15 protein-coding genes are annotated in these 22,996 nt (G+C 56.9%); 5 read left to right on the plus strand and 10 right to left on the minus strand.

The window, feature by feature from the left end; translation table 11 throughout:
• Positions 1-1,374, minus strand: coding sequence for an aspartate aminotransferase family protein (locus V7660_RS11750; protein WP_335603236.1), 1,374 nt, complete (start codon positions 1,372-1,374; stop codon positions 1-3).
• 120 nt (positions 1,375-1,494) lie between these two features.
• The gene (locus V7660_RS11755; protein ID WP_335603237.1) at positions 1,495-2,139 is read right to left on the minus strand and encodes an FMN-binding negative transcriptional regulator; all 645 of its coding nucleotides are present in this window, start codon (positions 2,137-2,139) and stop codon (positions 1,495-1,497) included.
• Between the two features lie 205 nt (positions 2,140-2,344).
• Here V7660_RS11755 and V7660_RS11760 point away from each other — a divergent pair, with 205 nt between their 5' ends.
• A complete protein-coding gene (locus V7660_RS11760; protein ID WP_335603238.1) occupies positions 2,345-3,505 on the plus strand; it encodes a serine hydrolase domain-containing protein in 1,161 nt (386 codons plus the stop codon).
• On the opposite strand, the gene V7660_RS11765 is transcribed toward V7660_RS11760, so the two are convergent.
• Together V7660_RS11765 and V7660_RS11770 are read right to left on the minus strand one after the other, a co-directional pair.
• Positions 3,502-4,488, minus strand: coding sequence for a LysR substrate-binding domain-containing protein (locus V7660_RS11765; protein WP_335603239.1), 987 nt, complete (start codon positions 4,486-4,488; stop codon positions 3,502-3,504). The two genes, V7660_RS11760 and V7660_RS11765, sit on opposite strands and share 4 nt — an antisense overlap.
• 103 nt (positions 4,489-4,591) lie before the next feature.
• Positions 4,592-5,710 carry a PepSY-associated TM helix domain-containing protein gene (locus V7660_RS11770; protein ID WP_335603240.1) on the minus strand — a complete coding sequence of 373 codons (1,119 nt, stop codon included), beginning with the start codon at positions 5,708-5,710 and terminating at the stop codon, positions 4,592-4,594.
• A 222-nt stretch (positions 5,711-5,932) separates the two neighbouring features.
• Here V7660_RS11770 and V7660_RS11775 point away from each other — a divergent pair, with 222 nt between their 5' ends.
• Genes V7660_RS11775 through V7660_RS11785 form a run of 3 tightly spaced genes read left to right on the plus strand, consistent with a single transcriptional unit; the run spans position 5,933 to position 11,585 of the window.
• Positions 5,933-9,184: an amidohydrolase family protein gene (locus tag V7660_RS11775; RefSeq protein WP_335603241.1), complete on the plus strand. Its 3,252-nt coding sequence runs from the start codon at positions 5,933-5,935 to the stop codon at positions 9,182-9,184.
• 41 nt (positions 9,185-9,225) lie between these two features.
• Positions 9,226-10,662: a peptide MFS transporter gene (locus V7660_RS11780; protein WP_335603242.1), complete on the plus strand. Its 1,437-nt coding sequence runs from the start codon at positions 9,226-9,228 to the stop codon at positions 10,660-10,662.
• Positions 10,662-11,585, plus strand: a complete 924-nt coding sequence (locus tag V7660_RS11785) for a right-handed parallel beta-helix repeat-containing protein (RefSeq protein WP_335603243.1) — start codon at positions 10,662-10,664, stop codon at positions 11,583-11,585. The genes V7660_RS11780 and V7660_RS11785 overlap by 1 nt, the downstream gene beginning before the upstream one ends.
• Positions 11,586-11,785: 200 nt before the next feature.
• On the opposite strand, the gene V7660_RS11790 is transcribed toward V7660_RS11785, so the two are convergent.
• The 6 genes from V7660_RS11790 to V7660_RS11815 form a co-directional block, all read right to left on the minus strand.
• Positions 11,786-13,921, minus strand: a complete 2,136-nt coding sequence (locus V7660_RS11790) for a TonB-dependent receptor (RefSeq protein ID WP_335603244.1) — start codon at positions 13,919-13,921, stop codon at positions 11,786-11,788.
• Between the two features lie 189 nt (positions 13,922-14,110).
• The gene (locus tag V7660_RS11795) at positions 14,111-15,361 is read right to left on the minus strand and encodes a CaiB/BaiF CoA transferase family protein (protein ID WP_442910046.1); all 1,251 of its coding nucleotides are present in this window, start codon (positions 15,359-15,361) and stop codon (positions 14,111-14,113) included.
• A 1-nt stretch (position 15,362) separates the two neighbouring features.
• Positions 15,363-16,541: an acyl-CoA dehydrogenase gene (locus V7660_RS11800; RefSeq protein ID WP_335603246.1), complete on the minus strand. Its 1,179-nt coding sequence runs from the start codon at positions 16,539-16,541 to the stop codon at positions 15,363-15,365.
• Positions 16,542-16,577: 36 nt separating this feature from the next.
• Positions 16,578-18,017: a P1 family peptidase gene (locus tag V7660_RS11805; RefSeq protein WP_335603247.1), complete on the minus strand. Its 1,440-nt coding sequence runs from the start codon at positions 18,015-18,017 to the stop codon at positions 16,578-16,580.
• Positions 18,018-18,121: 104 nt separating this feature from the next.
• Positions 18,122-18,892, minus strand: a complete 771-nt coding sequence (locus V7660_RS11810) for a formylglycine-generating enzyme family protein (protein ID WP_335603248.1) — start codon at positions 18,890-18,892, stop codon at positions 18,122-18,124.
• 65 nt (positions 18,893-18,957) lie between these two features.
• Positions 18,958-22,281 (minus strand): amidohydrolase family protein, encoded by a 3,324-nt coding sequence (locus V7660_RS11815; RefSeq protein WP_335603249.1) that lies wholly within the window; start codon positions 22,279-22,281, stop codon positions 18,958-18,960.
• 160 nt (positions 22,282-22,441) lie between these two features.
• On the opposite strand from V7660_RS11815, the gene V7660_RS11820 reads away from it, so the two are divergent.
• A complete protein-coding gene (locus tag V7660_RS11820; RefSeq protein WP_335603250.1) occupies positions 22,442-22,909 on the plus strand; it encodes a hypothetical protein in 468 nt (155 codons plus the stop codon).
• The last annotated feature ends 87 nt before the right edge of the window (positions 22,910-22,996 follow it).

A 22,996-nucleotide genomic window follows, 5' to 3' on the forward strand; every position in this document is an offset into this window, starting at 1 on the left:
TTACGCGACTCCGAACTGGGCAGCCGTTTCGGTCAAACCGTCTGATGCCAGGCCGATGAGCTCGTCGATTTCTTCCCGCGTGATGGTGAGAGGCGGACAGATGACCATGGCCTGTCCGACGGCACGCATGATCAAGCCTTTGTCGAGGCATATGTCGCGACAGATGTTGGCGGCATTGTCCTCGGTCGTGAAGGGTTCGCGAGCGTCGCGAGACTTCATCAGCTGGAGGCCTGCGATCAGGCCAGTGCCGCGCACTTCGCCGATGATCTTGTGACCGTCGGCCAGCTCCTGAAGACGGGCGTGCAGATAGGGACCAACATCATTCTTGACGCGCTCCACAAGACCTTCGCGTTCTATGATGTTGATGTTTGCATGCGCGACGGCGCAGGCGACGGGATGCCCCGAATAGGTGTAACCGTGGGAGATGGGGCCACCTTCATTGATCGTCTCGAAGACTTCATCGCTGAACGCGACCGCAGAGATTGGCAGATAGCCGGACGACATGCCCTTGGCCATCGGCATGATGTCAGGCTGAACGCCATAGTGTTGACACCCGAACCATTCGCCGAGCCGACCGAAGCCGCAGATGACTTCATCTGACACGAGCAGGATGTCATGTTTGCGGCAGATCTTCTGAATTTCCGGCCAATAGGTGGAAGGCGGGTCGATGACGCCGCCAGCGCCCTGAATCGGTTCTCCTATGAAGGCTGCGATATTGTCAGCCCCGACTTCGAGGATCTTGTCTTCCAAGGCCTGAGCCGCACGGAGGCCGAACTCCTCAGGGCTCATGTTTCCTCCGTGGGCATACCAGTGAGGTTCCATGATATGCTCGAATCCCGGAAGCATGGATGAGCCCATATCGTGCATGTGCTTCATGCCGCCGAGACTGGTCGCCGCCAGCGTGCTGCCATGATAGCCGAGATGGCGGCCGATGAATTTGTACTTTTTGGGCTTTCCACGCACGTGCCAGTAATGGCGTGCCATGCGGATGACCGTATCATTGGCCTCCGATCCCGAGTTTGCGAAGAAGAAATGGTTCAGGTTTCCGGGGGCAATCTCCGACAATTTCTGAGCCAGCTCGATCTGGCTTGGGGTCGAGCTCTGGAAGAAGGAATTGTAGAAAGGCAGCTGCTCCATCTGGGCGGCAGCCACGTCCACCAGTTCCTGGCGACCATATCCGACATTAACGCACCACAGCCCTGCCATCCCGTCCAGAATGCGGTTGTTGTCGCTATCGTGAACATAGCAGCCATCCGCGCTGGTTATGACGCGCACCCCGCGTTCTGCGAGCGTCTTGGGATCGCAGAAGGGGTGGATGTGGTGAGAGGCGTCCATGGCCTGCCACTGAGCTGTGTTCCGATGTGCGATCGCCATTTGCGCGTCCCTTTCAATTGTTTGAACCCATGTTGGGCTGCCACAGGGAGGGGGAGAAGATGACTAAACCGATTGGGGCGGTGCGGTTTCGGCACCGATGGTGCGCGCTCCGTCAGAGCATCATTCTAGCCAGAGGCTACGCATGTGCTGCGCAATCTCCCGGTCCTGTACGCTCCCGCGGAGTTCAAGGGCTTCCACGACCCGTTCCTGGTCCGCGACCGGATGAGTCTGGCTGAGTTTGGTAACAGCATCCATATGGGTGATCCTGATGCGGAACGATCGGATGTGGGGTACAAGGCTATCCACCTTGCCATCGGGGGCCTGTTCGAGCAGCCATGTGCTGCCGGAATCGGCTTCGCTTTCCGAAATCGTAGTGTGCATGATCTCGAGCTGTTCGTCTGCATCGTCGACCGGTTGCAAAATGCCCCGCACCTGCGCCGCGATATAATTCCATGTCGGTACGGTGGGCTGGTCCTTATACCAGCTGGCAGAGATGTAGGCATTGGGACCATGAAAGGTGGCCAGCGTTTTTTGCCCAGCGGCCAGCGTGGATGCGTGGGGATTGTTCCGAGCCATGTGACCGAGAAGCTGCATGCTCCCATCCGGCATCACCTCAAGATACATCGGCACGGATGTGGCATAGGGCATCTCGTCAAACGTGGTGACAATCTGGCCAAACGGATAAGAGGCTATAATGGAAACAGGGTCCGGAGCCCGGTAGGGTTTCGGAACATACATGTTCCACGGCGTGGTCGCACCAGTCATGAAGAGACTCCCATTTGTTATGTCCTCTTCAGTCTCCCTGTGAGAAGAGAGCAATGTCAGGCGCGAAATATACGGAAGCCGGTGCGATTCAGGCACCGGACTAAAACTGCTTGGCACCTGAGCCCGCCGCCGCTGACCTGTAAGGTTCCCCAAAATGGCCATCGCATCCGCTCAGATGCGCTGCGACGCATCAAGGAGACTATCCGTGACGACATCCCTTCCGTTTTCCCGACCATCCACCTCCGATATCGGTGACATCGTCACGGCATATGCCGGCAAGCTTATGCCGGATGTGCAGATGCAGACATTCAGCCATACGCACGAGATTTTTCCCACCAGAACGATCAAGGCGGGTGCTGCTGTGTCAGCGCTTCCGTATTCGGCTACACGCTTGGAGGACATGCCCATTCCGGCGAATGGCAAGACCTATGACCTGTTCGATTACGTATCCCAGAACCGTCTTGTTGGGCTGCTGGCGATCAAGGATGGCCAGATCGTTCACGAATATCATGACCAGGGCGTCGGCCCCGAGACCCGCTGGATGTCGATGTCGATGGCGAAATCTGTTTCGACCACACTGGTGGGGGCGGCACTGCTGGACGGCCATATCGACAGTGTCGACGATCAACTGGTGAAATACATGCCCGAGCTTGGCGGGAGCGGTTATGACGGGGTGTCCATCAAGCATTTGCTGCAGATGACATCCGGAGTGAGTTGGGACGATACCCACACGACCGCGGGCTCGGAGCGCCGGATCATGCTGGATCTGCAGGTGGCGCAGAAGCCGGGCGAAATCATGAAATTCATGGCGTCGCTGCCGCGCATCGCAGAGCCCGGCCAGGTCTGGAATTACAGCACTGGGGAAACGCATGTCGTGGGGGCGCTGGTCAAGGCAGCAACCGGCAAGTGGCTTTCCGATTATTGTTCCGAAACCATGTGGTCGCGCCTCGGCATGCAAGCGGATGCTGCCTGGTGGCTGGAGGCGCCGGATGGTCTGGAAGTGGCGGGAAGTGGAATCTGCGCCACCTTGCACGACTATGCCCGGCTTGGGCTGTTTGCGCTCAGTGGCGGAGTGATTGACGGCGAGCCGGTTGTACCGGCAGGCTGGTTCAAGGAAGCGACCGAGCCACGTATGGCCGGAGGTAATCCCCTCAATTATGGCTATATGTGGTGGCCGGTTCCTGACCGCGATGGCGACTTCTCGGAAGGCGCCTTCAGCGCGCGAGGCATATTCGGCCAGTACATCTATATCAATCCGACTCGAAACATCGTGCTGACGGTTCTGAGTTGCCGGTCCAAACCGAAATTCTCCGAAGCGATTCTGGACAATGATTTCTTCAATGCAGTCGTGGATGCGCTGGGCTAGCGGACAGGTTTGAACTCCGGGGTGTCCTTGGCGATCGTATTCGTGAGCCACTGCCGGAATTTCCGCAGGCTTGGCTCGTTCCAGCGATCATGGCGTGCGATCAGCACATAGTCGCCGCGCCGTGGCGGGAAGGCGGGATTGTCCTTGCCGATCCAGACCAGATCACCGCGGGTGAGGTGTTTCTCGGCCAGCAGGGGATTGGTCAATGCGATGCCGCGACCGTGGCGCGACGCATCGCTGGTCAGGTTTCCCTGCCAGAGCCGTGGGCCTTTCAGTCCGGCGCCGCAGTCCACGCCCACGGATTCAAGCCAGATTTTCCATGTCTCCGTGGTATTCTCGTGCAGGAGCTGATGATTAAGCAGGTCTTGCGGAGAATGAATCTCCGGAGCGTTTTCAAGATATTCAGGGCTTGCCACGGGAATGATAGGAGATTGGGCAATCACCTGGCTGCGCAGGTGAGGAGGCAACTCGTCCAGGTCTTCGTAGGACGCCCAGTAGCGAATGTCTGCTGTTGCCTCATGGGAGAGAAAGTCCGGGGCGCTTACCGACGGTTTCAGCTCGATTTCGACACCCTGGTTCGCCCGTTCGAGGGAGGCGATGCGCCGTGACAGCCATTGCTGGGCAAAACCGGGCGTGCTCCAGATCAGGAGCTGGTGATGAATGCCCTGATTGAGCACGTCTAGCGTCGCGTGCGCCACCATATCCAGGGCCATTGAGATGGACCTGTGATAATCCTTGCCGGCATCGGTCAGAACCAGTCCTGTCGGCGCGCGCTCCACCAGGGTAATTCCGACCCATTCCTCAAGTGCGCGCAAGTGGCGGCTGAGGACGGCATGGTCCCGGTCGAGCCATTTGGCGGCCTTTCGCACGCCTCCCAAACGCGCAATCGCATCAAAGGCCCGCAAACCTTCGAACGGGGGGAGCGCCTTGCGAAGGGGTGGTTGCTGTCCGGGTTTGGATAGGTCGTCCTTGCGGTCGGCCATGCTGGGTTCCCTGTGATCGCGTTTATGTCGCCCAATTGACGTTGCGACCTGTTCTGAAGTCAAGTCATGTGCTGATTCCAACGGGATCATGTGCACAGTGCGCTCATGTTCGGGGCTGATCATCATTTACCACGGGGGAGGTTGCGGGGCGGCGCTGCTGTCGCCGTGCGAGCCATAGTTTCAGCCCCAGGGCGATCATTACCAGCAGCCAGATACCCGTCGCCGTATTCACCATTCGGCCAATGCTCCCACCGATCTGCCCGGTATGTAGCGGATACAGGGCTTCGACTATTCGCTCATTGGGGGCGCTTTTGCGGGCGTCATGATCCAGCAGAATGGCGCCGTCCAATCCAACGAATACGCGGGTGGCACCGTACAGGCGTGGCATCTCGCCGGGTGCGTTAAGCCGGAACTTGTACCAGGGACGATGTTCAGTGGGCAGATTTATCGCAACAAGAGAGGCACCCGGAAACTGGACGAGCGCGGCTTCGATAGCCGTCTCCAGACTGGCTGAAGGTGCGGACGCGGGGGCATAAAGTTCAGGAGTTTGCTCTTCAACGCCCAGCCACTCTGCCAGGATGTCGGATTGTGTTAGCGCGGACCCCGTCAGAATGATGCACACTGCAGGGATGGCTCCCCAGAAACCGATTCGCCAGTGCCAGCCTGAAAGCCTTGCTGCCTTTGGAGCGCCGGAAGTTCGAGCGAATGCTGTCAGGCGTTCTCGCTTTGGCCACCCCATCACCACTCCCAAGATGATATTGGATGCCAATAGCAGGCCTGAGACCATGAGAAACACATAACCGACCGACCCGAGCATTAGAGATTTGTGGAACCGGGTGAGTGTTTCAAAGACGGCGCCATCAGAAAACCGGTTGGTATCGGATCGATCCCGAAGCTGCGTCCCGGCACCGTCAATCCGGACGGTGCGGTCTTCGCCGCCCCGTTCCAGATAAATATCATATTGTCCTTTCCGTCCCCCTGAAATCCAGACAGACGATATCTCGTCTCCGGCAGCTTGCAGTTTTTCGATGCTGGCGGCCATGGCGGCGGCGTCTGTTTCTCTTGCGCTCTGGCCCAGAAAGAAGTCATCGATGTCTGCCCGATATCCTATGGCCAGGCCGGATGCTGCCTGCAGTATCCAGAGACAGAGAAAGCTCAAGCTGATCCATTTGTGAATTGCCCGGATCCCTGGGATGCGCATGAAACCTCCAATACCAAACAAGCACTTGCCTGCGCCATGTATTGCAAAGACTTGATAGGGCCTGACAGATGCGAAGCGCGCGGCCAGTGGTGCGTATTGCGCACCTGTGCGTGCATCCTAGGCCCCTTCGCCGATGCGGGCGGGACATGGTCAAGTTGGAGCTGCGGAAAAGGCTACACGCTTGTCCGACGTTTGCGCATCCTGACAGCGCATCGATACAAACGAACTGGGGAACGAGCGTTCATGAAATTCACATCCATGGTTTTGGGCGTACTGGGGTTTGCGCTGGCAGCGGGTTGCGTCTCCAGCGCCCAGGAATGGGATATCACCAATACGGGCCAGCCTCACCGCGATGTGGAATTCACCCTGACGGAGGGAACGTGGATCAGTGTGGCCGTGAGTCCATCAGGTGACACGATCGTCTTCGACGTATTGGGCGACATATTTTCCATGCCTGCCACGGGCGGCGAAGCACATCTCCTTCATGGTGGTCCAGCGATCCAGCACTCTCCCGTGTTCAGCCCGGACGGGTCGCGCATTGCCTATATCAGCGACCAGGACGGAGCCGACAATATATGGACGTCCGACCCGGATGGCGGCAACCCGATACAAGTTTCCTTCGAAAGCTCTCTTGCGCTGGTGGACCCTGCCTGGAGCGCGGACGGTCTCACACTTGCTGCGGCTCGCATGTTCGACACGGCAGACCGGCTTCACGCCTCCGAGCTTGTGACCTATCCAGCGGGCGGAGGACATGCCGAAGTAATCGTCTCCATGCCAACAAATGGGGAGAATGTGCATGATGCGATCTACTCGCCCGATGGAGCCAGCCTCTACTTTGTTGAGAAAGTGACACCGCCCCATGCGTCGACCGTGTATGTGGACGCCAATCACAAGAATTTCGCGATCCGTAGAAAATTTCTGGAAACTGGAGGTATTGAGACGGTTGTAGGGGGATTCGGGGGGGCGCTGGCGCCATCGATTTCTCCCGATGGCAGCAAGATGGCGTTCGTCCGGCGCGTCAAAGACCAGACGATGCTGTTTATCTATGATTTCGCGACGCGGGATCAGGTTCCAATATTCGACGGGCTCGACCGGGACGGGCAGGCGGATTTCCTGGGACAGGGGACCTACTATCCGAGATTCTCCTGGTTTCCTGATGGCAAGTCGATCGCCATCTGGGCTAGCGGAAAGATCCAACGTGTCGATGTTGAAAGTGGGCAAGCGGATGAGATTCCATTTTCGCTGACGGCGCGGCACCAGCTGACGGATCCGGCGCGATTCACTCAGGACCTCGCCCCTGACACGGTGCAGGTGAAGGCGATTTCTCGGCTTGCCCTGTCACCGGATGAGCAGACACTGGTATTCAGTGCGCTCGGTCAGATATGGCAGCTGGACCGTTCGGATAATGGATTGGACAAATTGTCTGCCACGGAGTCCTCTCAGTCTGATGCGGCTTTCTCGCCGGATGGTTCGAAGGTGGCATTCATCGAATGGGATGATGCGCTGGGCGGCGCATTGAAAGTCAGATCTGCCAGCGGAACCACAGCCACCCTGTTCACGTCGTCCGGCATAGTCCGTGAGCCAGTGTTCTCGCAGGATGGATCGATAATCATGTTCCAGATCGCGGCGGGGGACGACTGCCTCGGCGGATACAAGGCGGATCCGGGCGTATACTGGATTCCGGCAGACGGCGGACAAGCCACCTCCCTCGGCGTAGCCGGTGGCAATCCGAGATTCTCTCCTGACGGCGAGCGCGTCTACTTCACAACAGAGGGCTATTTCGACGAAACACTCATCACCACGCTGGAAAGCATAGCGCTGGATGGTACCGATCACCGGGTTCACCTGCGGACGCAGGATTCCGACACAAGCGAATTGAAGCTTAGCCCTGATCTCAACTGGATCGCTTACCGGCATTTCCAATCCTATCATATTGCTCCGTTCGACGCCGATGCTGACATGTCCATTCTTGATGCGGAGAGCGGCGAGCAGGTGGATGCAGCAGGCGGCTATGAGCTTGTCTGGGCTCAGGATTCCGGAAGTGTCTTCTGGACACTCGGGCCGGATGTGTTTCGCGCCGATGTGAGTGAACTGGCACGCGGCCGCCGTCTTTTCTCCAGCGTGGACCTGCGTGTTCCCGCGGACCGGCCTGAGGGAAAGACGGCCTTCGTGGGCGGTCGTATCATAACCATGGATGAGGGTGGAATCATCGAGCATGGAACGCTTGTCGTGGATGGAAACCGGATCGTGGCCGTCGGGCCGGTTGGTGATGTGAGTGTGCCGGGTGATGCGCATGTTATTGACGCCTCCGGCAAAACGCTCATGCCTGGCCTGGTCGACATGCATGGCCATCTGGATACGTGTTACTATGCGTCGGCTGGTCTGCCGCCCCAACAACAGGCGTCCCGCTATGCGGCACTGTCCTTTGGTGTGACCACCAATTACGATCCCTACACGTCAGAGCTTCCGACATATGGGGCCGCCGAGATGACCTTGGCAGGTGAGATGGTGGGGCCGCGCAGTATTGCCGTGGGAAGCGTGATTTTCGGGCGCAAGCGCAAGTACGACCCGGTCTATGTTCCGATCAATTCCTATGAAGACGCCGAAACCGTGATGAATCGCAAAACCGCCCTGGGAGGGACGGTCATCAAGAGCTATCGCCAGATCCAGCGCAAGCAGAGACAGATGTTGATCAAAGCCGGGCGCGAGAAGGGGATCATGGTGGACGTCGAGGGCGAAAGCCACTTCTTCAATGGCATCACCGCAATCCTCGATGGCAACATGAACCTTCAACACAATGTGCCGGTTGAGGCGCTTTATGATGATTTCATTCAGCTGATGGCAAAGTCGGACGTAGCTCATACGCCGACGCTCATTGTGCTGTTCGGAGAATTGATGGGAGAGAACTATCTCTACAATTCGTCCCGGCTCTGGGAAGATCCGCGGGTGGACGCCTATGTTCAGACCACGACGAGCTCCTATAGCCCGCTGGCGGTTCCCACTGGAGCGCCCCCCTATGTGCGCGGCATGACCGGCCTGCAGGCCGCCGATGAAATCTGGGATATCGGCTTTCGGGCCGCTGCACGTTCTATGAAGGCGCTGAACGATGCCGGCGGACGGGTTAATGCCGGCTCACATGGGCAAGTGTATGGTCTTGCGATGCATTGGGAGCTTCAATTGCTGGCCGAAGGCGGCATGAGCAATCTGGACGTGCTGAAGGCGGGCACGATTAACGGCGCGACCACCTTGGAGCTCCAGGACCAGATTGGGTCTCTCAAGGTTGGCAAGCTTGCAGATGTTCTGGTGCTGGACCGCAATCCCCTGACAGATATCCGCAATACGGAGACGGTCTCGCAAACCATGGTGAATGGCCGTCTCTATGACTCCGTGAAGATGGATGAAGTTGGCAATCATGATCATCCCCGCCGTCCATTCTACTGGGAAGTCAATGACGTGCCAAAGCACATCAACTGGAAGCCCGCATGGGGCAAGTAATGGTTCACAATTCTACTGATTTCAAAAATGAGGCTTGCCGTATGAGTGACGTGTCAGGAACACAGGCGCAGGACACCCCCGCGATTGCTGGCAAACGCGCGGCTGACGACAAGGTGTTCTTCGGACACCCGCGCGGTTTGGCCTATATCGTGTTCACAGAAGCATGGGAGCGGTTCTCCTTTTACGGAATGCAGGCCCTGCTCATCCTGTATATGGCGACGTATCTGTTCCTTCCGGAACACTCGGGCAATGTTGCTGCGTTTGAACCGTTTCGAGGTGTTTTCGAGTCCGTCTTCGGCCCACTTAGTGTGCAGGCCCTGGCTTCGCAGGTGTTTGGTGCCTATGTCGGGCTGGTCTATTTTGCGCCTGTGCTCGGGGGGCTGATCGGAGATCGCCTTCTTGGACGGACCAAGGCCGTCTTGCTGGGCGCTCTGTTCATGGCTGCGGGCCACTTCCTGATGGCATTTGAGGCGAGCTTCCTGTTGGCTTTGGCGACGTTGATTGTCGGATCTGGATTGCTGAAGGGGAATCTCGCGGCGCAAGTCGGCGGCCTCTACGAAAAATCCGACAAAAGACGGGATTCCGGATATTCGATCTATGTCTTCAGCATCAATGTCGGTGCCTTCATTGCCCCCCTCATATGCGGAACACTGGGTGAAGTGTATGGATGGCATTACGGGTTCGGCGCGGCCGGCATCGGCATGCTGGTAGGGTTGGCTGTCTATTTGTCAGGACGCGTCTATCTTCCGGTAGACGCTGTTTCCAAGAGCGAAGACCGCCCAAAATTGCAAAAAGGGGATGGTGTGGTCATTTCGGCGATTCTGGTCATGCTGGCCCTGACCTCGCTCTACTGGACGGCCCAGAGCCAGGTCTGGAATGCCTATCCGCTCTGGCTGAGATCGGATGTGGCGCGGTCTGTCTTCGGACTGGATGTCCCGGTAACCTGGTTCCAGTCACTGGATTCCCTCGCGGTCCTGCTGCTGGCGCCTCTGGTGCTCTGGTATTGGCGCCACCAATCACGCCGAAATGCAGAACCGGGAGACCTGATCAAGCTGGCACTGGGGTGTGCTGTATTTTCCATCGCATTTTTGCTGCTTGGGGTCGGCGATATCCTGTCTGCGGACAAGCCTGTAGCGCTCATCTGGCCGGTAATCTTTCATTTTGTCTGCGCGATCGGTTTTCTCTATGTCGGACCAATTGCACTGGCGCTGACTTCCAGGGCTGCGCCGGAATCAGTGAATTCCATGATGGTGGGATCCTACTATCTCGCCATCTTCGTTGGGGGATTGTTCAGCGGCTGGCTAGCGCGCTTTTACGAGGAAATGTCGGCGTCCGGCTTTTGGCTCATGCATGCGGCGATTGTTGGGGCGGCCGCCATACTCCTTATCGTCTTGCGGCCAGTCCTCAGCCGGCTGATGCGTCTCGATACGGATCGCTCAGCCGACCCTGAGGAAGCCTTCCAACAGGAGATCCAGTAATGTTCACGCGATTACTCACAACGGTTTCAATTCCCGTTCTTTTAGGGGCGGCTGCGTGCACCGCCGAACCCAGTGGCCTTGAAGAGAAGAGTGCCGCTGTCGAAGTCTGTTCAGAGGATGATCCCGCTGACGCGTGCGAATATGTGGGTCTGACTGGCCTGCAGACAGCAATTGATGCGTCCAGTCCGGGCGACCAAATTATGATGCAGGCGGGGACCTACCGGCCGGTATCCTATCGCGATGTACCATTTCAGGAACTTCAGGTACGCGGCGCGATCGTGATTGGAGGCAAGACGCTGGAAATTGTGGCCGAGCCGGGAGCAAGGATTTCCGGAAGTGCGGATTTCCCATCGAGCGCCCTCGTGATTGAAGATTCCACCGTACAAATTACGGGTCTGACCATTTCGGGATTTCATTACGCAGAAGCCGAGGACGACATTTATGACGGACATGGCATTTTCACGATCAACAGCGATGTGACGCTGAACTCCGTCACGATTGAACGTGTTGCGAAGATGGCGCTGACAGGCCGGGAAGACGGTCGTATAACAGCGAAAAATCTGGTAATCGATCACTCCCATCTCGGCGTGTGGCTGGAGGAAACTGCGACTATCGACATGACGGATAGCCAGATCATCTCCAGTGAATCGGCTGCGGTGGCCGCCTATGGTAACGCTTCAGCGGTCGTTTCCGACAGTGTCGTAGAGAGCAATCAGGATGATGGTCTCTACACAGAAGACAACGCCAGGATTATAAGCCGTAATTCCGCATTGCTCGATAATTCGCCCTTTGGTGCGCGTGCGGCTGGCAACAGCCTCATCACGGTATGTGGTGGCAGTATTTCCGGCAATGCAGAAGCCTTCGGGGAAGAGGAAGCAGGGCGCGTCATTCATGATGATGGTGAGGCCTGCAAACCAGTTTAGCTCCCCATAGCCCTCGTCACAATAAAATCATCACAAGCGCCCGCTCGCACTTCGGCCTGCGGGCGCTTGTGATATTGTGTGCTGAAATATGCGTCGTCCCAACGCAAAAGGCCCGACCTCCTGGAGAGGTCGGGCCAGTCACGAGGGGCGTGATGACCGGGGTTTCGCAGGAAACGCCCGGTCATCAACTATCCATTACCCTAGAAATTGTACGCTGCGCTGATGCCGACAACACGGGGACGTGTGCGGTTGGCATTGGCCCAGGCCTGATAGGGGTCAATGGACTTGTTTTCGTCGGTGAGGTTGGTGGCAAAGACTTCCAGGTCAAAGTTCCCGAAGACGACGCCTGCGCGTGCATTGAGCAGGTTCAGGGCATCCGAGCTTTGGGGAAGCGCGGAAGGAAGGAAGCTGGACCGGTCGATATAAGTGACCTTGTCCCGATGGTTGAAATCAACGCGGACAAAGGCCGGATGGTCTGGTGTCAGATCGAAATCGTAATTGACACCCAGTGTATAGCTCAACTCAGGTGTATAATCGGTCGGATCGCCAACTTCGTTGACCTCATCGGTGTCTGCGGTTTCGACAATCTCGCTGTCGAGATAGGCTGCATTTGCTGACAGGGTGAGGCCTGAAGTTGGCTGATAGGCCAAGCCTGCCTCGATGCCTTTCACTTCGACCTTGCCGATATTGCTGGATTCTCCAAGGAATGCTCCATTCACTTCGGTCAGGCGACGACGCACCATATCCTTGTACTCGGTGAAGAAGGCCGCAATATCATACTGGAAGTTACGGGTACTGCCCTTGGTTCCGATTTCATATGTCAGGATGTTTTCAGGGTCATACGGATCAAAGGGCGCGGAATTGAATCCGCCACTTCTGAAGCCTGATCCAGCACTGGCATAGATCGTGGCATCTTCATCATACTGGTAGGTCATATAGGCGCGCGGATCGACCGACTGGAAAGTATCCGACAATTCGGTGCCTGCTCCCGGTGCATATTCGATCAGGCTGGTTTGCTCATCATGAAAGTATCGCATGCCTGCGCCAAGGGTCAGCCTTTCGGTTACGTCGAATGATCCATCTGCGAACAGTGAATACGATTCTGATGTGGAGGCAGAATAGTAGTACAGATAGTCATAGAGGACGCCGCCGTTTTCATAGAGATCGCCAGCTAGAGCATATGCGTATTCGTAGTCAGCGGTCAGGGAACGCTCCCCATCGCTATAGAATGCCCCCACTGTCCAAGCGTAGTTATCATGTGAGTCCGAAAGGCGGATTTCCTGAGAAAACTGTTCAGCCTCGACGAAGCGATCATCATTGCCTTCGACGATTCCGTACGAATAGTTGCCCTCTCGCGGAATATAGGTGAACGGGTATTGATGATCATGGTCGATCTGGGTGGTCGAGGAGGTCAGTTCAGCGAAGCCAAAATCATAGGCCAGCTCAAGATTGTAGATGTTGAAGTCGAATTTCTTCGGGATCATCGCCTTGCTGCGGTCCGGGCCGACATCAACCGTGCGATCCGCTTCCTCATATCCCATGCCCAGTTCGGTTTCGGCCCGCTGGACCTGAACCATTGCCTTGGCTGAGAAGTTTTCTGTCGGCACCCAGAGGACCTTGGCGCGAGCATTCAGAAGTTCTGTGCCATTGCCGTCTTCAATGCCAGCTTCAGGCTGGTCAATCCAGCCGCCCCCATCTTCCAGTCCCACCGCGAGGCGCACAGCGAGTTTGTCTTTCACGATCGGAGCATTGACGATAAATTCGCCCTTTTGGCCGATTTCGCCGTCAGAGACTGTGTAGAGTTCGCCCTTGATCTTGCCTTCGACCTTGTCGAGCACAGGATCTGTTGTGATATAACGGATGACGCCGCCGGCTGCGCCTTGGCCATAGAGTGTACCTTGAGGACCTTTGAGGACCTCAACGCGTTCAAGATCCAACGCCGTGGGGCTGAGTTGATCATATCCGCTCAAGGAGAGTGGGGCCTCGTCCATATACATTCCGACCAGGGCACCCGAACCTGACTGGTTTGCCAGTCCACGGATGAAGATCGTGTAGCTGCCTGGCCCGTCTTCACGCATGGTGAGGCCTGGTACGCTGAAGGACAAATCCTGCACGCTTGCAACGCCCAGCTTGGCCAGTTCGTCGCCGGAAATGGACTCGATTGCCATCGGAACGTCGATCAGTCGCTGTTCCCGCTTCTGGGCTGTCACCATGATGGCGGACTGCACCAATTCTGTGTCGTCAACAGGAGCGTCAGCTGTTTGAGCATGCGCGCTCGCGGCATGCATCAGCGCAATAATCGCGCTCCCCGTTGTCCAAAGATATTTACGTTTCATGTGTTCTCCCGCTCGCTTTTGCTACATTACGGTCGAGTAAGACGGACAAACAAAAACTTTGGCAGATGCCAAAAATGAATAGCATGGTGCGGAATTCGCACCTCTGGTGCAGTTGTCACAAAGGAGCAGGAAGAGATTGCGCTGATGCGTTGCAAGATAGCTGGAATCAAAGACCGGCCCGCGGCGGGATCAACTTGTGGCGTTGTCTGCCTTACCGGAGGCGACAATTCCATTGGCCTGTAGGCTCTTTATCGTTTCCGGGGAATAGCCAAGCACAGTGGTCAACACATTCGATGTGTTTGCCCCATGTGCGGGGGCCGCTGTCCTGTAAGTCACGGGCGTGTGGCTCAGGCGTATGGGGCATGCGACTCCGGGAACAGGACCCAGCGTGGCATGGGGCATTGAAATGTGTATGCCTCGTGCCTGAACCTGAGGGTTTTCAAAGACATCCGCCATTTTGTTGACAGGTCCTGCCGGTACTTTGCTCACCTGAAGCAGATTTATCCAATGGGACGTGGATTGCTTTTGAAGCGTTTCGTTCAGCAATTCGGTCAGTGAGGCACGGTTGGCCACACGCGCGCCATTGGTCGCGAAACGAGGGTCAGAAGGCAATTTCGGCAATTCGATGAGATCACAAAGTTCCTTGAACTGAAGGTCGTTACCAACGGCCAGAACGATGTGTCCGTCGCGTGTGGCAAACACGTCATAGGGGACAATACTGGGATGAGCATTCCCCATCCGTGTCGGATTTTCCCCGGTTGAGAGAAATCCGTGGGACTGGTTGGCCATTGCTGCGATGAGGCAATCGAGCAATGCGATGTCGATTGTCTGGCCTTCTCCTGTCCGCTCCCGATGCAGCAATGCTGCCTGAATGGCATTCGCTGCATAAAGACCAGTCACTATGTCTACCAGGGCGACGCCAACCTTCAGGGGCCCGCCTCCCGGCTCGCCATCGGGGACGCCGGTTATACTCATCAACCCGCCCATTGCCTGGATCAGCAGATCATAGCCCGGCAAGGTGGCGTATGGGCCGGTTTGACCAAACCCGGTGATCGAACAATAGATCAGTCGAGGGTTGATCAGTCGCAAAGTTGCCGCGTCGAGACCGTATCTGGCGAGGCTGCCGGTCTTGAAGTTCTCCACCAGGACATCGCTGGAGGCGGCAAGTTCCCTGATGATATCCTGTCCAGTGGGCGTGGAAATATCAATGCATACAGACTTCTTGTTACGGTTCGCACTGAGGAAATACGACGCTTCCCTGAGATTCGGATCTTCACCTTCCTGAAAAGGAGGGCTCCAGCTGCGGGTATCGTCTCCGCCCTCTGGGCGTTCTACCTTTATGATATATGCCCCGAGATCTCCCAGAAGCTGAGTTGCCCACGGGCCTGCCAATACCCGGCTCAAATCCAGAACGCGAATTTTTTCCAGTGCCTGGGCCATATCAGTTGAAGGCAGCCAGTCCGGTTTGGGCACGGCCGAGGATCAATGCGTGTATGTCGTGCGTGCCCTCATACGTATTGACCGCTTCGAGATTGCACATGTGACGCATGACGTGAAATTCGTCTGACACACCATTGCCACCATGAATGTCCCGTGCTGCGCGGGCGATCTCAAGTGCTTTGCCTGTACTGTTTCGTTTGATGAGCGAAATCATTTCCGGCGATGCCTGGTTTGCGTCCAGCAATCGCCCCACTTTGAGACATGCTTGCAGCCCAATGGCGATGTCGGTCTGCATGTCGGCGAACTTCCGCTGGATCAACTGATTGGCGGCAAGTGGGCGGCCGAACTGGGTGCGATCCATTGCGTAGTCTCTGGCTGCTGTCCAGCAAGCGCGACCTGCCCCAAGCGCGCCCCAAGCGATCCCAAAACGGGCCTTGTTGAGACAGCCGAAGGGGCCTGACAAGCCGCGGGCGTTAGGCAACAGGTTTTCTTCCGGAACAAACACGTCGTCCACGACAATCTCGCCCGTCGCGGATGCCCGCAGGGCCAGCTTGCCTTTGATTTCCGGCGTCGACAGTCCCTCCATACCCCGTTCCAGCACGAAGCCGCGGATGATGCCGTCCAGTTTTGCCCAGACGACGAAAACATCTGCTATGGGGCTGTTTGTGATCCACATTTTAGCTCCATTGAGCCGAAAGCCTCCATCGACCGCTTTGGCACGTGTGGACATATTACCCGGATCCGACCCGTGATCGGGTTCGGTCAGCCCGAAGCAGCCGACCAGATCCCCCGACACAAGTCCGGGCAACCAGCGTTCCCGCTGGTAAGTGGACCCATAGGCATGAATCGGGTGGATAACGAGGGAAGACTGGACGCTCATGGCTGAGCGGTAGCCGGAATCCACGGCCTCGATCTCATGGGATACCAGTCCATAGGCGACATGGCTTACGCCAGCTCCGCCGAACTCTTCAGGAAGAGTGGGACCGAGCAAGCCGAGTGCGCCCATCTCCTTCAGGATATTACGGTCGAAATCGCCATTTCGGTTCGCCTCGACAATACCGGGCAATAGTCGATTCTCAGCAAAATCGCGTGCGGTCTTTTGAACCGACCGTTCATCTTCTGTCAGTTCGGAGTCGAGCGAAAGGGGATCAGCCCAATTGAAGGCAGAGTATTGCGTCATGATTGTTTCCTGGGTGTGAGGCGTAGCCAGAACTGACTAATTGCCCGAAACACGGTGTCCTGTTTGTTGCCAGCGGCCGGGATTCACAATGACTGTATCATCTGTGAACTGAACGCTGAACGGATAGCGGCCACGTTCGACTGTAAAGGTGTCAGGCGTGGCGGCCAGCAAGGTACGGGGGGAACCCTTCCTGACCTGGAACACATCGCGCTCACCTGTGGCCGAAGCCACGAGCGCGCCATCTTCCACGCGTACCGTCAACTCGGCCAGATGGCTGAAACGATAGGTGCCCGCATAGTTTTCAAGCGCGGAGGCAGAGACAACCAATTCCGGATCCGGCTCTGGTTGAGTGACTTGTTCCTCCGGCATCGCAGCGAGGATTGCGTCCCACATGAGTTCGGAAGCGGTAACACCGATTTCCATGCTGGGCAGCGTCGCACCAGGACCGGAGTCTACTTCATTCGTCGACACCGCATAGAGCACATCGCCGTCAAACTCACTCGCAAAGGGCTGGATGCCACGTGCCATGGACGTGTGAACCTGAACGGCAAGCCGTTGGAGTTCTGCGGGGCTCAATGCCCGGTTGGTCACGACTACGCTGATGGTTGTATTTTTCCGTTCGACTTCCTTCGTGTCTTCCTGGCCGTTCCACCCAGGCTGGAGGCTGTCAGGCGCTGCGCGCATGAGGTCCGTTGCCTTGAGGGCTTCAGGCCAGTTGTCGCCCTTGTGGCAGGCCACCACGTTTCCTTCACGATCCGTAACGGTGCCAAGCGCATTGACCACGGTGAAGACTGCGATTTTGACATCACCCACCTGACGATACGCGCTGCCCTGTCCGGAGCGGGCATGGCAACCGAAAATGCCACCATTCATGGCCGACCGGCCAGCTCCGTAAGCGCCGTTCGGGAAAATTCCGGGCTCGGCTGCCCGCAGGGCCAATTGGGCAAGGCGCTTGTCCGGGTAGATCTCATTGAGACGGCGTCCACCGAAATCATAGATGATAGACCCGACGACAAGACCGACATTGTCCCAGTACCCGCCACGATACCGGTCATCAAGCAGGGCCGTATTCGCGGCCGTTACCGCTTCAAGGCCATACCAGGACCCGCCCGCAAGCACGATCGCATCCAGCTCCGGCTGGGTGTAGCCGAGTTTGAGGTATTCCGCGTTTACCGTGCCAGGCCCCCCGCCGCGTGCATCGACGGCCGCATTTACCTTCTTGCCGAATTTCAAAACTGTCAGGCCGGTTGGGCCATCCTCGTATTGGCCAGTACCGATTTCCAGCATCGGCCAATCGAATGACAGCGCCGACTCGCTTTCGAATCCATCGTTGATGAGGGCGGGCAATTCAGTTTGAGGCTTGGGCTCAGCCAAGGCCTCCTGTGGCATTGCTGCGCATGCCGTAAGTGTCAGGGCCGTCAACGCCAGACCCAGAGCGGGGGCGCAGTCGAGTTTGAGCCATTTGCGAGCCGTCATCATTTTGATCCTTGATTTTCCGATACGAGTATATTGGCAAGCGGGCAGTCAGTGACAGATGCAATTTGGGCGCTCTGTGGTGCGCGTGGCGCACCTGTGCGGGATCATTCGATGTCGTGGGCCACACGAAAACCGACCGTGAAGTATCCTTGTGATTGAGGCCCAGGCAGACGGTAACGCGGGGAAAGATAGTCGCCCGCATCGCCATAAGACCCGCCCCGTATGGAGCGTCTGTCCGGTGTGTCGCATTCTGTTCGCGCAGTGCCGTCAATGGGGGCGTCGTCATAGGTTTCCTGATGGCAATCTGCCTGCCACTCCCAGACATTGCCGCGCATGTCGTGAATGCCAAATCGGTCAGCTGGGAAACTTGCGACGGGGGCTGTCTCGATCCACTGGTCTTGCCCTTCGGTCTTGCCCCCGCAGCAATCGACCAGACCTATATTGGCTTCGCCATGGCCCACGATATCGTCATCGCCCTCAATGCCGCCCAAGGAGGCAACATACTCCCATTCTGCTTCTGAAGGCAGGCGGTAGGGTTTTCCGGTCTTCTCACTGAGCCACGAGGTGAAGGCTTGCGTATCTTCCCAGCTGACGCAGACGACGGGGTGATCTTCGTCTTGCGCAAAACCCGGATGCTCCCAATTGCGACTGGTATCTAGATGCCAGGACTGATCATCCGTGTAGATGTTGCAAAGTCTTTCCGAAACATATCCGGTTTGGTGAACAAACGTGCGGAACTGACCGACCGTAACTTCCGTCTTCGCGAGCGCGAAGGGGTGCGCAATCTCGACCGTGTGACGCGGGCCATCAATGTCACCATAACCATAGTCCACCGTTTCGCCCATTTCAAAGCTCGCGGCAGGAATGATCGCCATGTCTGGCGCATCCGAACAAGCGCTCAGGGCTAGAAAGGCGCCCAGCATTGCTGGGCGGGTGAGGGCTATTCGCCAGACCATGTTGATTTCCAATCTATTCCGTTGGTGGGAAGCATTTCCCAATAGAATTTGTGGCGTGGACGGTCATAATTACCGATTTCGTTCATGGTGTAGGCATCGTACAGCCTGCCATTCACCATGGTGTAACGAACACTGTTCGTGTTGCGGATGTCTTCCGTCGGGTCTTCGTCCAGAACGATCAAGTCAGCCAGCTTGCCGGGTTCAATGGAACCCATTTGATGGTCCAGCCCATAGGTTTTTGCACCGTTCAAGGTCGCGGCCCGAAGGATGTCCATAGGGGCCATGCCGCCTTCCGCCATCAACAGCATCTCCCAGTGCATGGCCAATCCGGATGCTTGCCCGTGGGATCCGACATTCACAGTCACACCCGCCTTGTCGAGCTTCGTGACAGAGCGACCAACTGACCGGAAGCCAATGTCGTAGATTTCGTCCGCCACATGGATTGAGTGCATGCCACGCGTCTGCAAGGATGCGCCGCCCGGTCCGGCAATCGGGTTGTAGGCATTGTTGACGTCCGGAATGAAGGTCTGCGCCTTCTCGTCCGTCCAGGGCCGTTCGTTTTCGTAGATAAAGTTTTCGCCAAACAGTTCGCCAAATACGACAATCAGCGTCGGCGTCAGTGACGTGTCAGCAGCCGCAATCAACTGCTGGAGATCATCGTAATATGTCGCAACCGGCAGATTGTGTTCGAGGTTGGTGTGTCCATCCAGGATCATGCCGATATTGGTGTAGAACTGGCCGGCGCCCTCTCCGTCCACCATGTATCCATACTCGCGGGCAGCCTGTAGCAGGCGTTGGCGCTGGGCTCGCGTCGACAGTTTGTAGCTCTTCAGGATTGAAGGGCCCAGCGCTTCGCGCCGTTTCAAGACATTGCGAGCATCTTCAAGTGAGGAGAGGGGGTGGTAGACCCCGTCGGTACGCGCTTCGAGCCCATGCACTACCTGTCCGGATTTGAGCCACCGCGGGCCGACCAACAGGCCGGCCTGAGTCATCTCGCTACTCTCATAGGACATAAGATCATTTGAGTAGGGATCGAAATTGGTTGTAACGCCATAGGCAAGGGCGGCATATCTTGTGGGTTGTTGCTGTGGCATGGTTCCAGCCCGGAAACAGCAATCGATATGCCCGTGGGCATCGAAAAGGCCCGGCATCAGCGTCTTGCCGCGCGTATCTATGCGGGTGGCGTGCTTGGGGACCTTGATCTTTCCGCGAGATCCAACAGCTGCAATACGGTTGCCCTCGACAATGACCGTTCCGTCCTCGATCACCTCACCAACAATTGGCACGATCTTACCGCCGACAAAGGCGACCACACCTTCCGGTTTGTCCGCAGGAGTCTGGAGGGAGACCGGGAAAACGTCGTCTCTGGCATCGCTCGCCTCGGGAGAGACGGAATGGATATCGGTTCCCAAGGTCCAGTACAAACGGGAGGAGTCGGTTGCCCAGCTCATCTCGTATCCACCTATTTCGCTGAGCAATCGAACGTCTGGATTGTCTTTAGGTGACAGCACAATGGGAGCATCATTCATTTCGAACGGCATGACATAGGGGCGGTTGTAGTACTTGAAGCCGAGCCATTTTCCGTCTGGGCTGAGAACGAGATTTCGTATGTCTGCGGTCTCCGCGATCGCGTGTGCCTGCAGGTCGCTTCCGTCTACCTGGATACTCATTAGGACGGATGCACGGCGCTTGCGAAACTGGGGTTCTGCAAAGTGGAAGATGCGGCGGTCGTCTGCGGAGAACCCTGCGATACCCGATGCGGGCGAAAGATGCTGGGCTGTCCCTCCGGCAGTATCCACGATGTAGAGACCCGTTTCCGGCCCGGCTGCATTCAGAGACGGGTCAGGATCCATGATGCGGTAGACAATCTGGTCGCCGGAATTGGAAAAGCGAGGCTCCCTTATCACGGAAAGGCTCTCAACCAGGATTTTTTCTGCACCGGTTGCTGCGTCACGAACAATCAGTCGACTGCCGGTTTCGTCTTGCCAGCTGACATAAGCAATCTTTTGTCCGTCGGAAGACCAAGCGGGTTCTGACTCTGAAGAGTCGGCCTTGGTCAGGCGTACAGGCGGACTATGCGAATCCATATTGACTTGCCACAGTTTCCCCAAAGCCCGGAACAGCATCACATCGCCAGATGGCGCCGGCGCCAATTGCCGGATTGTGCGAACATCAACTTGCTCTGGCGCCAGGTCCTGACGTATGCGGATGGCGGGTCGAATTTCGTGGCGTGCTGTCAGCCGAAAGGGAATGTTGGTTGCATCCGCAGTCTGCGTGTCAATCCGGACAAGCTTGCCTTTTGCCCAGATGGCAATGTTGCGATTGTCGGGGAACCAGTCGAACGCAGGGTAGTAGTGCTCTTGTGGCAGGTAGTCTCCATGCAGGTCGCGTCCGAGATTTTGATATATGGGGCGTTCCTCGCCCGTGCCCAGATTCTTGACGAACAGGACCGTTTTTGCGCCAAGCCGACGAATGAAGGCGATGGATTTTCCGTCCGGTGAAATCTGAGGTGTTGTCGCGCCGCCAAACCCTGAGATAACCCGCCGCTTCTGGTTGCGCCGGTCTGAATGGCGAGCAGGGTGCCGGTCTTGGCTGGATTTATTTCCGGCGCGCCTTTTATTACCAGCGCTGTAGGCTCTCTCAAGATCGATCCGGTTGATGGCGAAATTCTTTGCGCCTGTATTCATGTACACGTAGTGATCGCCGCTGATCCGCTCTGTGTAATAGAGATCGATACCATTCGGGGCAAAGCGCGGTTCCTGGACATCTTTACCACTCTCGGGTGGGGGCACGATTACTGTGTCCGATGTTTCATCTAGCGAATAGAGATGAATCTCTGAATTGCGAACACGGAAGATATCTGAATAGGTCAGGACTGCAGCAATGGATTCTCCATCCGGGGACCAGGCGGGTCCAGCGACCATCGCGTGGGTTTCATGGGTAATCTGACGGGCGTCGCTGCCATCCGCTCGGGAAATCCAAACATTATCGGCGCCACTTTCATCGCTGAGATAAACGATAAACTGCCCGTCTGGGCTGAATTGGGGACTGCGCTGTGTTGCGGAACCTTGGTGGACTGCGACCGCAGGCCCGCCTGAGGCTGGCATTTTGTAGATATCGTTCAGAAGGTCGAACATGAGGGTCTTGCCATCGGGGCTGATATCCAAGCTCATCCATGAGCCTTCGGAAAGCTCGAACGTAACAATCTTCGCGTCGGATTTGCCGGGGATAGAGGCTTGAGCCACCGCGTGGCCCGTTGTCGTCGCCGCCGATGCAAGCACGTATAAGATCAGTGAGCGGATGTGCATGATGGTTTCCTCCTACTGTGTGCAGGATAGCACCCTATAGAATTGCCGGGTGATGCAAACTGTCGACCGGCTGGTGATGTGGGCGCACCAACCTTGCCTTAAAACGCAGTGCCCCTCACGCTCGGCCGCCGCTACATTGTGTCTGAAAGAGGAGAGTCCCATGAATCCCATTGTCACTATGATGCGCGCCACGGCAGTTCTGAGCTTTACAATTGGCCTGACTGCCTGCGCCAGTCTTCCCATACCTGCCGAACAGGTTGAAGCGGAACTCCTGGCGGCAGACAGGGCATACGAAGCCTATAATCTCGCTCATGGATACAAGGCAGCCTCACTGGAGTATGTGGATTTTGAACAGGGTTTCATGATTGAAGCGGGTGATGGATTCCTCACGGGCGAGAAAGCGATCATGGCAGAGCGCCAGCTGGACAAGGTTCCCTCGCCCGTTCACTGGCAGCCCGTTGGCGCGATGGGCGCAAGCAGTGCTGACCTGGGAATCACCTGGGGCAGCTTTGTTGTGGACGGGGATCCGGATACAACTGGAGATTATGTAACCGTGTGGCGCAAGGTAGATGGTGCCTGGAAGATTGTGACCGACACGGCCGTAGATGATCCGGCTCCCGCAGAGTAATGTGGGATGATATCCCGGTGCGAAATCCACTGCGCGACTTCGCACCGGGAAAATTTATCTTCCATTCTGGCGTTCTGTCCCGGCGCG

The organism is Hyphomonas sp., assembly GCF_036964145.1.
GTDB lineage: Bacteria > Pseudomonadota > Alphaproteobacteria > Caulobacterales > Hyphomonadaceae > Hyphomonas.

Excerpts from the sequence above, each read along its gene's own strand:
- V7660_RS11750 (WP_335603236.1), bottom strand. The coding sequence starts at position 1,374 with ATGGCGATCGCACATCGGAACACAGCTCAGTGGCAGGCCATGGACGCC.
- V7660_RS11755 (WP_335603237.1), bottom strand. The coding sequence starts at position 2,139 with ATGACTGGTGCGACCACGCCGTGGAACATGTATGTTCCGAAACCCTAC.
- V7660_RS11765 (WP_335603239.1), bottom strand. The coding sequence starts at position 4,488 with ATGGCCGACCGCAAGGACGACCTATCCAAACCCGGACAGCAACCACCC.
- V7660_RS11775 (WP_335603241.1), top strand. The coding sequence starts at position 5,933 with ATGAAATTCACATCCATGGTTTTGGGCGTACTGGGGTTTGCGCTGGCA.
- V7660_RS11780 (WP_335603242.1), top strand. The coding sequence starts at position 9,226 with ATGAGTGACGTGTCAGGAACACAGGCGCAGGACACCCCCGCGATTGCT.
- V7660_RS11785 (WP_335603243.1), top strand. The coding sequence starts at position 10,662 with ATGTTCACGCGATTACTCACAACGGTTTCAATTCCCGTTCTTTTAGGG.
- V7660_RS11790 (WP_335603244.1), bottom strand. The coding sequence starts at position 13,921 with ATGAAACGTAAATATCTTTGGACAACGGGGAGCGCGATTATTGCGCTG.
- V7660_RS11795 (WP_442910046.1), bottom strand. The coding sequence starts at position 15,361 with ATGGCCCAGGCACTGGAAAAAATTCGCGTTCTGGATTTGAGCCGGGTA.
- V7660_RS11800 (WP_335603246.1), bottom strand. The coding sequence starts at position 16,541 with ATGACGCAATACTCTGCCTTCAATTGGGCTGATCCCCTTTCGCTCGAC.
- V7660_RS11805 (WP_335603247.1), bottom strand. The coding sequence starts at position 18,017 with ATGACGGCTCGCAAATGGCTCAAACTCGACTGCGCCCCCGCTCTGGGT.
- V7660_RS11810 (WP_335603248.1), bottom strand. The coding sequence starts at position 18,892 with ATGGCGATCATTCCTGCCGCGAGCTTTGAAATGGGCGAAACGGTGGAC.
- V7660_RS11815 (WP_335603249.1), bottom strand. The coding sequence starts at position 22,281 with ATGCACATCCGCTCACTGATCTTATACGTGCTTGCATCGGCGGCGACG.
- V7660_RS11820 (WP_335603250.1), top strand. The coding sequence starts at position 22,442 with ATGAATCCCATTGTCACTATGATGCGCGCCACGGCAGTTCTGAGCTTT.